The sequence below is a fragment of the Mycolicibacterium lacusdiani genome, from assembly GCF_021916785.1.
Lineage (GTDB): Bacteria > Actinomycetota > Actinomycetes > Mycobacteriales > Mycobacteriaceae > Mycobacterium > Mycobacterium lacusdiani.
Map to the genome: position 1 here is coordinate 531,525 of NZ_JAKCFC010000002.1, position 12,191 is coordinate 543,715.

Annotated in this window: 14 protein-coding genes and 4 tRNA genes; 11 read left to right on the top strand and 7 right to left on the bottom strand. The window is 68.1% G+C overall.

Translation table 11 applies throughout. From position 1 onward, the window contains the following. The first annotated feature begins 169 nt into the window (after positions 1–169). Together LOK44_RS07530 and LOK44_RS07535 are read left to right on the top strand one after the other, a co-directional pair. On the top strand, positions 170–634 hold the full coding sequence (locus LOK44_RS07530) for a hypothetical protein (protein ID WP_237569367.1): 465 nt from the start codon (positions 170–172) through the stop codon (positions 632–634). Positions 635–754: 120 nt separating this feature from the next. After that, on the top strand, positions 755–1,204 hold the full coding sequence (locus LOK44_RS07535) for a hypothetical protein (protein WP_237569368.1): 450 nt from the start codon (positions 755–757) through the stop codon (positions 1,202–1,204). 5 nt (positions 1,205–1,209) lie between these two features. On the opposite strand, the gene LOK44_RS07540 is transcribed toward LOK44_RS07535, so the two are convergent. Further along, entirely contained in the window at positions 1,210–1,794 is a 585-nt protein-coding gene (locus tag LOK44_RS07540; RefSeq protein WP_237569369.1) for a TetR/AcrR family transcriptional regulator, read from the bottom strand. A 71-nt stretch (positions 1,795–1,865) separates the two neighbouring features. Between LOK44_RS07540 and LOK44_RS07545 the strand changes: the two genes are divergently transcribed. Both LOK44_RS07545 and LOK44_RS07550 read left to right on the top strand, forming a co-directional pair. Next, a complete protein-coding gene (locus tag LOK44_RS07545; protein WP_372481200.1) occupies positions 1,866–2,867 on the top strand; it encodes an oxygenase MpaB family protein in 1,002 nt (333 codons plus the stop codon). 38 nt (positions 2,868–2,905) lie between these two features. Further along, positions 2,906–4,069, top strand: a complete 1,164-nt coding sequence (locus LOK44_RS07550; RefSeq protein WP_237569371.1) for a serine/threonine-protein kinase — start codon at positions 2,906–2,908, stop codon at positions 4,067–4,069. A 16-nt stretch (positions 4,070–4,085) separates the two neighbouring features. Here the strand turns inward: LOK44_RS07550 and LOK44_RS07555 are convergent. Beyond that, a tRNA-Lys gene (locus tag LOK44_RS07555) sits at positions 4,086–4,158 on the bottom strand. A 114-nt stretch (positions 4,159–4,272) separates the two neighbouring features. Between LOK44_RS07555 and LOK44_RS07560 the strand changes: the two genes are divergently transcribed. The 3 genes from LOK44_RS07560 to LOK44_RS07570 all read left to right on the top strand — a co-directional run bounded on the left by LOK44_RS07560 (position 4,273) and on the right by LOK44_RS07570 (position 4,583). After that, positions 4,273–4,345, top strand: a tRNA-Glu gene (locus LOK44_RS07560). Between the two features lie 48 nt (positions 4,346–4,393). After that, positions 4,394–4,470, top strand: a tRNA-Asp gene (locus LOK44_RS07565). Between the two features lie 39 nt (positions 4,471–4,509). After that, positions 4,510–4,583: transfer RNA gene (locus tag LOK44_RS07570), tRNA-Phe, on the top strand. A 42-nt stretch (positions 4,584–4,625) separates the two neighbouring features. Here LOK44_RS07570 and LOK44_RS07575 read toward each other — a convergent pair. Next, on the bottom strand, positions 4,626–5,201 hold the full coding sequence (locus LOK44_RS07575; RefSeq protein WP_237569372.1) for a TetR/AcrR family transcriptional regulator: 576 nt from the start codon (positions 5,199–5,201) through the stop codon (positions 4,626–4,628). Between the two features lie 96 nt (positions 5,202–5,297). Between LOK44_RS07575 and LOK44_RS07580 the strand changes: the two genes are divergently transcribed. Then, entirely contained in the window at positions 5,298–6,023 is a 726-nt protein-coding gene (locus tag LOK44_RS07580) for an SDR family oxidoreductase (protein WP_237569373.1), read from the top strand. 80 nt (positions 6,024–6,103) lie between these two features. Here LOK44_RS07580 and LOK44_RS07585 read toward each other — a convergent pair whose 3' ends face one another. Together LOK44_RS07585 and LOK44_RS07590 are read right to left on the bottom strand one after the other, a co-directional pair. After that, complete coding sequence (locus tag LOK44_RS07585; protein ID WP_372481201.1) at positions 6,104–6,811, bottom strand: IF2 family translation initiation factor; 708 nt, start codon at positions 6,809–6,811, stop codon at positions 6,104–6,106. Then, positions 6,808–7,365: a CsbD family protein gene (locus LOK44_RS07590; protein ID WP_237569374.1), complete on the bottom strand. Its 558-nt coding sequence runs from the start codon at positions 7,363–7,365 to the stop codon at positions 6,808–6,810. The genes LOK44_RS07585 and LOK44_RS07590 overlap by 4 nt, the downstream gene beginning before the upstream one ends. A 150-nt stretch (positions 7,366–7,515) precedes the next feature. On the opposite strand from LOK44_RS07590, the gene LOK44_RS07595 reads away from it, so the two are divergent. Beyond that, positions 7,516–8,124, top strand: coding sequence for a TetR/AcrR family transcriptional regulator (locus LOK44_RS07595; protein ID WP_237569375.1), 609 nt, complete (start codon positions 7,516–7,518; stop codon positions 8,122–8,124). Positions 8,125–8,172: 48 nt separating this feature from the next. Further along, entirely contained in the window at positions 8,173–9,744 is a 1,572-nt protein-coding gene (locus LOK44_RS07600) for a phytoene desaturase family protein (protein ID WP_237569376.1), read from the top strand. 18 nt (positions 9,745–9,762) lie between these two features. Here LOK44_RS07600 and LOK44_RS07605 read toward each other — a convergent pair whose 3' ends face one another. Then, the gene (locus LOK44_RS07605) at positions 9,763–10,116 is read right to left on the bottom strand and encodes a UBP-type zinc finger domain-containing protein (RefSeq protein ID WP_237569377.1); all 354 of its coding nucleotides are present in this window, start codon (positions 10,114–10,116) and stop codon (positions 9,763–9,765) included. Positions 10,117–10,137: 21 nt separating this feature from the next. Continuing rightward, positions 10,138–11,643 (bottom strand): glucose-6-phosphate dehydrogenase, encoded by a 1,506-nt coding sequence (gene zwf / locus LOK44_RS07610; protein ID WP_237569378.1) that lies wholly within the window; start codon positions 11,641–11,643, stop codon positions 10,138–10,140. An 86-nt stretch (positions 11,644–11,729) separates the two neighbouring features. Here zwf and LOK44_RS07615 point away from each other — a divergent pair, with 86 nt between their 5' ends. Further along, positions 11,730–12,176 (top strand): SRPBCC family protein, encoded by a 447-nt coding sequence (locus tag LOK44_RS07615; protein WP_237569379.1) that lies wholly within the window; start codon positions 11,730–11,732, stop codon positions 12,174–12,176. Positions 12,177–12,191: the final 15 nt, after the last annotated feature.

Genomic DNA, 12,191 nt, shown 5'->3' on the forward strand with positions numbered 1-12,191 from the left:
ACTCAATATATCTGTGTACCCCGGTGACATTCAAGCGCCGTGACCCGAGTGTGACGGGTGTTGCAGGGCTGACACCCAAACCTCGTCGCGGGCGGTACGATCCGTGGCAGACGAACCCCGTCCAGCAAAACCCCCGCCGGCCCAGGCGTGACGAAAGGTCCCGACCGACGTGAAGAATCTCTTGGTCCTCGGTGCCGGCGCCTTCGCGGCGGCGGCCGTTTCTGTGGGGTTGCTGGGCACCGGCGTTGCCAGTGCCGACGATGCCGTCGTCGGTCAGACGTTTGCCGATGCGAAGGCCGCGCTGAGCCAGCAGGGCATGAGCGCTCAGGTCGCGACCACAGTCGGAGACCGCAAGGACTGGAACGAGTGCATCGTGACGAGCGCCACGCCGGCCTCGAGCATCGACGGCTTCGGTGAGTCCAAGGGCGGCGTCATGAACGTCAACCTCAATTGCTACGCAAAGTATGGAACCGCGCTGTGGCCGGGCTACTCCTTGCAGAGCCCGACCGGTCGGAAGATGTACGAGGCCGACCTCGCAGCAAAGGAGCAGCGCGAGGCCCAGCAGGCGGCCGCGCAGCAGCAGGCCGAGGCGGCCGAACTCGCCGGCGAAGACGCTCAGGTAGCCGGCGAGTAGACGTCGGGTAAACGCTGCTGAGGGCCCTATTCTTCAGTTGTCGACTGGTCGTGCGCACCCGTCCTGGCGGAGGTACTATCCCCGCGGGCGGGCAAGTTTTCGACTGCAGATAGGGCACACGTGAAGAAGCTCATCGTTATTGGTTCGGGCGCGGCATGCGCGTTCGCGATCTCGGCGGTGCTGGGCACCGGTGTCGCAGCCGCCGACGACTACGCGGGTCAGTCCTACGCCGACGCGTCGTCCGCTGCGAGTGACAACGGTCTGTCGGTCGTGGTGGCGAGCCGCGTGGGCGACAAGGTCAGCCAGGACGACTGCCTCGTGGTGCGTTCGCAGGACGCGCCGTTCACGAGCGCGATCGACGGCGCGGGTGTCGAGGACACCGTGCAGTTCTACTTGAACTGCAACGCGGGCGTAGCGTCCGCGACCACGCCCGGCAACTCGATGGCGAGTGCCGTGGGTCGCGAGACCCGGGCCGCCGAACTCGAGGCCGAAGCGGCGCAGAATGAGCAGGATCAGCTTGCCGACGCCGGTGAGACGCCCGGCGCGACCATCTCGCTCCCCGAGGGCTAGTCCCCTCAGGCGGTCGACGCCCGGCTGAGCAGCATGTCGACGCAGTAGTCGATGAACTGCTCCCGGGTCGTCGCGAGCCTGCCGTTGAGGTAGGCGGTGAAGAGCGCCGTCAAGGCGCCCACCAGGCCGGTCGCGACCATGGCCTGGACGCCCGGGTCGGTGATGCGGGTCAGCTTGTGCTGCAGCAGGTCGATGAACGTCGGCATCCACTCCGCGCCGGATCGCGCGAGCACGGGTTCGCGCTCAGGTGCGATCAGTAGGACGCGGCCTCGCGCCGGATCGTCGACCATCAGCGTCACGAACCGTTCGACGGCGTCGCGCGGCGTGGTCGACGACGTCAGGGCCGACATGGCCGTGCTGCATACGTCGTCGTACACCGCGCGAACGAATTCGTCGCGGTCGCTGAAGCTCTCGTAGAAGTAGCGCTCCGTCAGGCCGGCCTCCTTGCAGACCGCTCTGACGGTCAGCGCGGGACCGGTCGCGCCGCCGAGTAGCGCGACGCCTGCGGCGACGAGTTTGTCGCGACGCAGCGCCTGGCGGTCCCGTAGGGGTACACCAGACCATTGGCTGCGCCGTTGACCGGACGTCACATCCCTCCTAAGCTCATGGATGACAACGCTTGTAGTCAGATTGTCCGTCTGAGTTCCAGGAGATGCCGCCAGTGACACAAGATACGTCCCCGTCGTGCCCGGTCACCAGTGCCGACCTCGCCGTCGGCTGCCCCGTCGCCCCGGGTGGGTACGACGCACCGCCGGCACCGCTGGGACCCGACTCGCTGACGTGGAAGTACTTCGGCGACTGGCGGGGCCTGCTGCAGGGGCCGTGGGCCGGCTCCATGCAGAACATGCACCCCCAGCTCGGCGCCGCCGTCGAGGAGCACTCCACGTTCTTCATCGAGCGCTGGCAGCGTCTGCTGCGGTCGCTGTACCCGATCGGCGGCGTGGTCTTCGACGGCGACAGGTCGCCGCGCACCGGTGCCGAGGTCCGCGACTATCACGTCGACATCAAGGGCGTCGACGCCCAGGGGCGGCGCTATCACGCACTGAACCCGGACGTCTTCTACTGGGCGCACTCGACGTTCTTCGTCGGCACGCTGATCGTCGCCGAGCGCTTCTGCGGCGGGCTCACCGAGGCGCAGAAGCGGCAGCTGTTCGAGGAGCACAAGGCGTGGTACGCCATGTACGGCATGAGCACGCGGCCGGTCCCCGAGACCTGGGAGGACTTCCAGGAGTACTGGGATCACATGTGCCGCAACGTCTTGGAGAACAACTACGCCGCGCGGGCCGTCCTCGACCTCAGTGAGTTGCCCAAGCCGCCGTTCGCGGACAAGCTGCCCGACTGGATGTGGAAGCTGCAGCGGCCGCTGGTCGCGCGGTTCTTCGTCTGGTTCACCGTCGGGCTCTACGACCCGCCCGTGCGCGAGCTGATGGGCTACGAGTGGACCGCGCGAGACGAGTGGCTGCACCGCCGCCTCGGCAATGCGGTGGGCCGGGTTTTCGCGCTACTGCCCGAGCGGGTCCGCATGCATCCCCGTGCGCGCGCGGGCTGGGACCGCGCCAACGGCCGCCTCCCGGCTGACGCGCCGCCCCCGGAAACCCCGGCGCGGAACCTGCCGCCGCTGCAGGAGCGGGGCAACCCGATGCACTACTGCCCGAACGTCTGACGGCAGGGCCCGCTGCGTCAGCAGCTACCGTGTAGCCGATGACGAGCCCTGAACTCATCGGGGGACGATACGAACTGCGCGGCGTCCTCGGCCGTGGCGGCATGGCCGAGGTGCACTCCGCGTGGGACGTCCGGCTCAACCGGCCCGTGGCCGTCAAGCTGCTGCATCCCTCGCTGCTCGGCGACCCGGACTCCCGGACGCGCTTCGAGTTCGAGGCGAGGGCAGCCGCCGGACTGGCCCACCCGAACATCGTCGTCGTGCACGACAGCGGCGAGCAACCACCGCACGGGGTGCCATTCCTGGTCATGGAGCAACTGCCAGGTGCGTCGCTGGCCGACGAGATCGCGAGGGGACCGTTGCCCGTGCCGCGGGTACGCAGCGTGCTGGCCGACGTCCTCGCGGGACTGGGTGCGGCGCACGCGGCAGGCATCCTGCACCGCGACGTGAAGCCTGCCAACGTGCTGTTCGCCGAGACGGGGCAGGCCAAGCTCGCCGACTTCGGCATCGCGAAATCCGGCGGCACCAGCCTGACCCGCGCCGGCCAGATCTTCGGCACCATGGCGTATCTGAGCCCCGAGCGGATCGCCGGCAGGCCCGCCACCCCCGCCGACGACCTCTATGCCGTCGGCGCCATGGGTTACGAGGCGCTGACCGGGGTCATGCCGTTCCCACAGGGCGAGCCGGCTGCCCTGGTGCGGGCGATCGCCGCACACGACGTGGTTCCGCTGCAATCGGTCCGCCCCGACGTCGACGCCGGACTGGCCACTGTCATCGAGCGCGCCATGGCGCCCGATCCGTCCCAGCGGTTCTCGAGCGCGGCGGAGATGCGGGCCGCGCTGCTCTCGGTACGGCCGGCGACGCGCGTGATGACCGCCCCGCCGCTGCCGCTGACGACCGGCGCCGAACTGCCACCGCCGCCACCGGACCGCAGGCGGCGCGTGCTGGCAGGCGTAGCGGCCGCTGCGGCCGTCCTCCTGGCGCTGGTGTTCGTGATCGTCGAGGCGACCCGGTCCTCTCCCGCCACCCCGGGCCCCGCTGCCACCACGACGCCGACCACCACGACGCCGCGCACGATGACGACCACCACCACGACGCCGGTGACGACGTCGTCGCTCGCGCCGGCGCCGATCCCGACCGAGGGACGCGGGCGCGAGGGGAACGGGAACGACAAGCCGAAGAAGCCCAAGGGCGACGACGATTGAGCGGTTTTTCGCGAGGTGCCCCCACCAGGGCTCGAACCTGGGACCTGCGGATTAAAAGTCCGTAGCTCTACCAACTGAGCTATAGGGGCGCGGAAGTCAGGATACTGGGCCACCCTCGTTTGAGGATTTGGGTGTCGATCCCCTAAGCTATCGAAGCTCCCAGCGTCACGGCGCCGGGAGTACCCCGAAGAGATTCGGCTTTGGCCCCCATCGTTTAGCGGCCTAGGACGCCGCCCTTTCACGGCGGTAGCACGGGTTCGAATCCCGTTGGGGGTACGACGCAACGGCGGTAACGTCGGAGCAGCAGTAACGCAGGAAGAGCAAGGCCCTGTGGCGCAGTTGGTTAGCGCGCCGCCCTGTCACGGCGGAGGTCGCGGGTTCGAGTCCCGTCAGGGTCGCCATCATTGGCGAGGCACATCGGTGTGAGTCGGTTGCCTTCCGGCCAGGTAGCTCAGTTGGTACGAGCGTCCGCCTGAAAAGCGGAAGGTCGCCGGTTCGATCCCGGCCCTGGCCACTTCATAGCAGTGCGATTCCCGTTCCCCGGGGCCCAATCGGATCACTCCGCTCGGAACACTCCCGCGGTGGCGAAGCCGACCCGATGGCGTGCGCGCCCGGCGTCGTCGCCGAAGCGATCGATGCCCCACGACACGGCCGTGATGAGTTGGAACAGCTCCTCGGCCGTAACGGTCCCGGATGCCGCACCGTGGTCGCGCGCCCGGTGCAGGAAGTCGCGGGTCCGGCCGGTCAGACGTGTCGAGACGTCCTGCACCGGCGAGGCGTCGTCATCGATCGTCGTGGCGATGCACGTGGGCAACTCCTGCCAGATGCGCAGGGCCCAGGCGAGCCGGAACAGCCACTCCTTGAGCGCCTCGTCGGCGGCCATCTCTTGCTCGAGCGCTTCCGACTCCCGAAGCAGGTCGCCGATGCTGTCCTCGATGACGGCGGCAAGCAGATCGTTGCGGGTGGGGAAGTTCCGGTAGAGGGTCGCGTTGCCGACGCCTGCGGCACTGGCGATCCCGTCGAGCGAGGCGAAGATCCCGTCGGTGTCGAAGACTGCGCGTGCTGCGCGCAGGATCGCGTCGCGGTTGCGTTTGGCGTCGGCCCGAAGCGGACGCGCCGTGTGCGTGTTCACCGTCACCTCGCCATCGGTTGCATAAGTGGGGAGCGTCCCCACATACTGATCTGGGGACCAACCCCACTTATGCCCGACCCTACAGCAGGAGTGACGATGACAGAGCGACTCGACGGTCGGACAGTGCTGGTGACCGGAGCGAACGGCGGGCTCGGGGAGGAGTTCGTGCGCCAGGCCCTCGACCGGGGTGCCCGCAGGGTCTACGCCTCCGCGCGCAGGCCTCGGCAGTGGAACGACGAGCGCATCGTGCCGCTGCCACTGGACCTGACGGACACGGCATCGGTCGCCAGTGCTGCAGCCACCGCGTCCGACGTCGACCTGGTGGTCAACAACGCCGCCATCGCACCTGCCGACGACGTCTCCGTACTCGCCGGCGACGAGGAGGTCCTGCGCCGCATCTTCGAGACCAACGTCATCGGCAACCTGCGGGTGGCCAAGGCCTTCGCGCCCGTACTGGCCGCCAACGGTGGCGGCGCGCTGCTCAACGTCCTGTCGCTGGCGGCGTGGTTGCCGTTGCCCACCGCCTACGCCGCGTCCAAGGCCGCGATGTGGTCGGCTACCAACGCGCTCCGGGGTGAACTCGCCCCGCAGGGCACCACCGTCACGGGCCTGCTCGTCGGGATGGTCGACACGCCGATGACGACACGCTGGGACATGCCCAAGGTCAGCCCGGCCAGCGTCGTGGACCAGGCGTATGACGGCGTTGTCACCGGGGCGTTCGAGGTGCACGCCGACGAGGACACCCGCGACGTCAAGGCCCGGCTGAGCGGCAGCTCGGAGGAACTCAACGCCTACATCGCCGAGAAGCTGGTGGACTTCTAGGCCACCGACTTCACCAGAGAACGCGAAAGGGCCGCCCGAAGTCGATGACCTCGGGCGGCCCTTTCAGCTGTGGTGCGGTGCTACTTGTCGCTGGCGCGCTCGGCCTGCCGCTTTTCCTTCTCGGCGTCGGCCAGGCTCTCGACCTTGTCTGCCTGGGCCCGCTTCTGCGCCGCCTCGGTGCGCTTGTCACGCGCATCGTCACGCTTGGCCTCGGCGGCATTGGTGACGGCCTTCTCCTGGGCGCGGATCGTCGACGTCTCCGCACGACGTGCATTCTCAGCCGACTGCACGCGCTTCTCGGCGACCTCGTCGGCCTGCTTCTTGACCGCGGCAGCCCGCTGGGCTGCGGTCTGCGTTGCCGCACGCTTCTTCTCGTCAGCGGACTGACGCGCTTCGCTCATGCGACGGTTCTTCTCGGCGTGCGCATCCTCGGCCTGCTCCTGAGCCTGCTCGCGCTTCGCGTCGAGCCGCTCATCGGCCTGGCGACGCTTCGCCTCGGCCTCGGCCTCGAGAGTGGCCGCGCGGCCCAGCGTTTCGCTGCGCTCGACCAAAGCCGACCCGCGTGCCGCGAGGTCGGCGTCGCCCAGCACGGACCCGACGGTGGAATCCAGCGAGCCCAGCGAGCGCTCGTAGAACAAACGCGCGGGTGCCTCGGAGTCCCAGCGCGAGACCACGCGGTCTTCGATCAGCTGCAACGGAAGTCGCGCAAGGGAGTACTGGAAACGCAGAACGGCGAAGGGTATTTCGAGAATCTTCATTGATGAACTCCTGTTGGGGTCGCTGCTCACGGCAGGTCGGCTTGGTCGGTCAGTGCGTCGGCCTCGCGCCGCAACCGCGCCGCCTCGACCTCGGGTTCGGCGGCGTCACGCGCTGCTCGCTGATGCTCGTCGAGGGCGCCGTCCACCTGGTCGACGGCATTCTCGACCTTGGCGTCCTCGGCGGCCTTGGCCACCGCCGCCTTGCGCGCTGCCTCGGCCTCGGCCTGCGTGCGCTGGGCCGCAGCATCGCGCTGCGCTGCAGCTTCTGCGGCCTGCTTCTGGGCTGCGGACTGTGCCCGCGCCTCGGTCTTGACCGCAGTGGTCTCGGCGTCGACTTCGCGGCGGGCCTCGAAGCTCTCCTTCTGCGCCTCGGCCTGCTGCTGGCGTGCCTGGTCGGCCTCGGCCTTGGCGACGGCCTCGACGCTGTTGGCTTCCTTGCGCTCCTGAGCCTGAGTTTGCTCGAGCTGGCCCTCTGCTGTGAGGGAGTCATTACCCGTGACGGCTCCGGCGATCTCCTTCGCCTTGCCCTTCACGGAGTCGAGTAGGCCCTTGCGTGCCTGGTCTGAAGTACTGTCGTCAGTCATCGGTCCCCTTTCGACCTCGGTTGGAATCCAAGGCGGAATTGCTCAGTGGTGTCTGGGGAGTAATTCCACGTGTGCGGAATGCGAAACCCCTCGTGATCTGCGCCACTTCGCCTTGCGCTGCCCGAGAATCGAAGCGGGTAGGTTACCCACATGGTCCGGCCTGCGCAGACGGCGCGCAGCGAGCGAACGCGCGACGCACTGCGGAGGGCTGCGCTGGTCCGATTCCTCGGCCAGGGCGTCGAGGACACCTCGGCCGAACAGATCTCCGCAGACGCCGGCGTCTCGCTGCGCACCTTCTACCGTCACTTCTCCTCCAAGCACGACCTGCTGTTCGCCGACTACGACGCCGGGCTCGAGTGGTTCCGCACCGCCCTGGCCGAGCAGACGGGTGAGCAGTCGCTGATCGACTCCGTCCACGCCGCGGTCATGGCGGCGCCGTACGACGTCGAGGCCGTGGCGAAGATCGCCGACCTGCGCACCCAGGAACTCGACGCGGGCCGCATCGTGCGCCACGTGCGGCAGGTCGAGGCGGACTTCGCCGAGGCCGTCGAGGAGTACCTGACCCGCACCGAGTCCCCGGGCGAGGGCACCGACGACCGCCTACGCGTGACGGTCACCGCCCGGTGCGTCGCCGCGGCGGTCTTCGGCGCCATGGAATTCTGGATGCTCGACCCGAACCGATCGCTGCCCGAATTGGCCAGGCTGTGCCGCAAGGCCTTGGACTCGGTGGCCGCCGGGTTCGGTACCGCCGCTGGCTGAGTTTCGTCAATATTGACAAAACATCCGCAGCGTGTCAGCGTCGGTGCGATGACGGACTTCGACGCGATCGTCGTCGGCGCGGGGCACAACGGACTCGCCGCCGCCGCCCTCCTGCAACGGGCGGGATTGCGAACGCTCTGCGTGGACTCCAAGCTCTACGCGGGCGGCATGGCGTCGACCGTCGAGTTGTTCGACGGCTACGAATTCGAGATCGCCGGCTCGCTGCAATTCCCCACCTCGGCGAAGGTGAGTGCCGAACTCGGCCTCGACGACCTGCCCACCGTGGACGTCGACGTCATGTCGGTCTCCCTGCGGGGCATAGGCGACGAGCCCGTCGTGTACTACAGCGACCCGATGCGAATGCTGACCCACCTCAACGACGTTCACGGCGCCGAGGCCGTCAACGGCATGGCAGGCCTGATGGCCTGGAGCCAGGCGCCGACACGCGCGCTCGGCCGCTTCGAGGCGGGCACGCCACCGAAGACCCTCGACGAGATGTACGCCTGCGCGAACAACGAATTCGAGCGCTCGGCGATCACCGACATGCTGTTCGGCTCGGTGACCGACGTCCTGGACCGCTTTCTCCCCGACGCCGAGAAGCACGGCGCACTGCGCGGCATGCTGGCCTTCCTCGCCATCAACACCACCTACCGCGGTCCGGCAACGCCGGGCAGCGCCGCCGCGCTGGCGTTCGGCCTGGCCGTGCCCGACGAGAACGCCAAGCTGATGAAGAAGCTGAGGGGCGGAATCGGCACGCTCACCGCGCATCTCGTCAACACGCTGGTCGGCGGGGGCGGCGAACTGCGGTTGCGGACCAAGGTCGACGAGATCCTCGTCGCCGACGGCCGCGTGACGGGGGTCCGCCTCGACGACGGAACGACGGTGCACGCCGCAGTGGTGGTCTCCGGCGTCGCCCCCGACCTCACCGTGAACTCGCTCGTCGACCCGGCCGCCATGTCGGCGGATGTCCGCGAGCGCTACGCGCGCATCGACCACCGCGGCAGCTACCTGCAGATGCACTTCGCGCTCGACGGCATGCCGACCTTCGCCGAACCGTACGAGATGCTCAACGACCCCGAGATGCAAACGGCCATCGGCCTGTTCAGCACCCCGGAGGAACTGCAGCAGCAGTGGCAGGACTGCCGGCGCGGCATCGTGCCCGCCGATCCGGCGATCGCCATGCAGTTCCCCTCGGTACACGATCCTGGTCTCGCGCCCCCGGGAAAGCACGCGGTCTCGGCGTTCTCGATGTGGTTCCCCGTCGAGGGCTCGGCAGCAGGTGACACGGGCTACGGCCACCGCAAGGCCGAGATGGGTCGCCGGGTCATCGAGAAGATCACCAGGGTGGCACCCGACTTCGAGTCGAAGATCATCCGCCACACCACGTTCACGCCGAAGCACATGGGCACCATGTTCGGTGCCCCCGGCGGTGACTACTGTCACGGCCTGATCCACCCGGAGCAGATGGGCCCGAATCGGCCCGGCCCGACGGGGTACGTCGATCAGCCCATCCCTGTCCGCGGGTTGTACCTCGGCAGCGCGGGATGTCATGGGGGACCGGGCATCACGTTCATTCCGGGTTACAACGCCGCACACGCCGCGCTGGCGGACTTGGCCTAGACCGCAGCGAGCGCCGCGTCAGTCGGTGCGGTCGTTCAGCTCGGTCATCCAGTCGGCAGGCACTCGGTCGCGGGGCCCCGGCACCGTCTGTGCCGCCGGGTGGCTGTCGGGGGCGGCGAGTTCCGGGCCCTCGTAGTACGCATCCTTGGAGTAGTCCCAGAACCAGTCCTCGCCGGGCTCGAACGACTGGATGATCGGGTGACCGGTGGAACGCCAGTGCGCAGCGGCGTGGCGGGCCAGCGAGTCGTCGCAGCACCCGACGTGACCGCACGCCGCGCAGCGGCGCAGATGCACCCACCACCCGCCGTCGGCGTCGCACTCTGCGCATCCCGTACCGCTCGGCGGGACGGTCGGGTCAACGGCATTGGTCATGTGAGACAGCGTAATCCCGCCCTACTTCTTCTCGCGCCATGCCCGTTCGAACGGCAGCCGCCACGCGTTCGGCGCGATCAGCTGGTGGATGGCGTTGGGCCCCCAGGTACCCGGCTGGTAGAGCTTCACCGGCGGCGGATCCTGCAGCAGCGGCATCGACCGATCCCAGAGGGATTCGATGCCCTCGGCGGTGGTGAACAAGGTGTGGTCGCCGCGCATGGCGTCGAGGATCAGCCGCTCGTACGCCTCGAGCACGTCGTCCTCGTACTCCGTCTCCTGCGTCGAGAACTGCATCGACAGCTTCTCCAGCTTCATTCCCGGCCCCGGTCGCTTGCCGTAGAACGACAGCGACACCTTCGAGTTGTCGGCGAGGTCGAACGTCAGGTGGTCCGGACCCTGCGATCCGACCCCCGAGCCCGCCGGGAACATCGTCCGCGGCGCCTCCTTGAACGCGATCGAGATGATCCGCTGCCCCTCGGCCATCTTCTTGCCGGTGCGCAGATAGATCGGCACACCCGCCCAGCGCCAATTGTCGATGCCCACCTCGAGCGCGATGAACGTCTCGGTCTCGGAGTCGCGTGCCACACCGTCCTCGGTGCGGTAGCCCGCGTACTGCCCGCGCACCACATGCGAGGTGTCGATCGGCAGCATCGATCGGAAGACCTTGTTCTTCTCCTCGCTGATCGCCCGCGGCTCCAGCGCGGTCGGCGGTTCCATCACGACGAACGCCATCACCTGGAACAGGTGCGTGACGACCATGTCCTTGAAGGCGCCGGTGCTCTCGTAGAAGTTCGCGCGCTGGTCGAGCCCCAGCTTCTCGGGGATGTCGATCTGGATGTGATCGATGAAGTTGCGATTCCAGATCGGCTCGAACAGGCCGTTGGCGAAGCGGAACGCCAGGATGTTCTGGGCGGCCTCCTTGCCCAGGAAGTGGTCGATCCGAAAGATCTGCCGCTCCCGGAACGTCTGGTGGACGAACTCGTTGAGTTCGATGGCACTGTCCAGGTCGGTGCCGAACGGCTTCTCCATCACGACCCGCGAGCGGTCCACCAGGTCGGCGTCGCGGAGCATCGTGATCACTGCGCGTGCAGCCTTGGGTGGTACCGAAAGGTAGTGCAGGCGTTGCGCTTCCGCGCCGAGCTCGTTCTCCGCGGCCTTGACCGCCGAGGCCAGCGCCTCGGGGCCGGCGCCCTGTGGCACGTAGGTGATGCGGTTGGCGAAGCCGGCCCACTGCTCGTCGGTCAGCGGATGGGTGCCGAACGCCTCCACCGCCTCCTTGGTCAGCGCACGGAACTCTTCGTCGGTCAGGTCCTCGAGCGACGTGCCGACCACGCGGATCTTCGGCGCCAACGACGATTCGACAAGATACGCCATGCCAGGCAGCAGCTTGCGCTTGGCCAGGTCGCCCGTCGCCCCGAACAGGACGATGACGTGCGGAGCCAGCGCGGCCTCCTCTCGACGTTGCGGGCGGGCGCCGGGCGCGGGGTAGGCGATGGTCTGCGCTTCGTTCGGCTTGTCTGTGGCCACGCGTCGATGCTTCCACTCCGAGGTGAACGGCGCAGCACGCTGACGAAAGCGCCCGCCGACGAACGACGGGTGGTTACTGTCACCGCATGGCAGTCAGCGACTCACGCGAAGTGGTCATCGAAGCAACGCCCGAGGAGATCATGGACGTGATCGCCGACGTGAAGTCGGCGCCGGACTGGTCGTCACAGCATCAGGGGGCCGAGATCCTCGAGGAGGACCCCAACGGCAGGCCCGGCAAGGTGAAACTCAAGCTCAAGACCATGGGCATCTCCGACGAGCAGGTCGTCCAGTACTCGTGGACCGACACCAGCGCGAGCTGGAAGCTGGTCAGCTCCAGCCAGCTCAAGACCCAGGACGCCAGCTACACGCTGACCCCGGACGGCGCCAAGACGAAGGTCAGGTTCGAGATCACCGTCGACCCGTCGGTGCCGATCCCCGGCTTCGTGCTGAAGCGGGCGATGAAGGGCGGACTGGAAGCCGCGACCGATGGTTTGCGCAAACAGGTCATGAAGGTCAAGAAGGGCAAGGGCTGATCTTGGTTTCGCCGC

Excerpts from the sequence above, each read along its gene's own strand:
- LOK44_RS07550 (WP_237569371.1), top strand. The coding sequence starts at position 2,906 with ATGACGAGCCCTGAACTCATCGGGGGACGATACGAACTGCGCGGCGTC.
- LOK44_RS07580 (WP_237569373.1), top strand. The coding sequence starts at position 5,298 with ATGACAGAGCGACTCGACGGTCGGACAGTGCTGGTGACCGGAGCGAAC.
- LOK44_RS07590 (WP_237569374.1), bottom strand. The coding sequence starts at position 7,365 with ATGACTGACGACAGTACTTCAGACCAGGCACGCAAGGGCCTACTCGAC.
- LOK44_RS07595 (WP_237569375.1), top strand. The coding sequence starts at position 7,516 with ATGGTCCGGCCTGCGCAGACGGCGCGCAGCGAGCGAACGCGCGACGCA.
- LOK44_RS07600 (WP_237569376.1), top strand. The coding sequence starts at position 8,173 with ATGACGGACTTCGACGCGATCGTCGTCGGCGCGGGGCACAACGGACTC.
- LOK44_RS07605 (WP_237569377.1), bottom strand. The coding sequence starts at position 10,116 with ATGACCAATGCCGTTGACCCGACCGTCCCGCCGAGCGGTACGGGATGC.
- LOK44_RS07615 (WP_237569379.1), top strand. The coding sequence starts at position 11,730 with ATGGCAGTCAGCGACTCACGCGAAGTGGTCATCGAAGCAACGCCCGAG.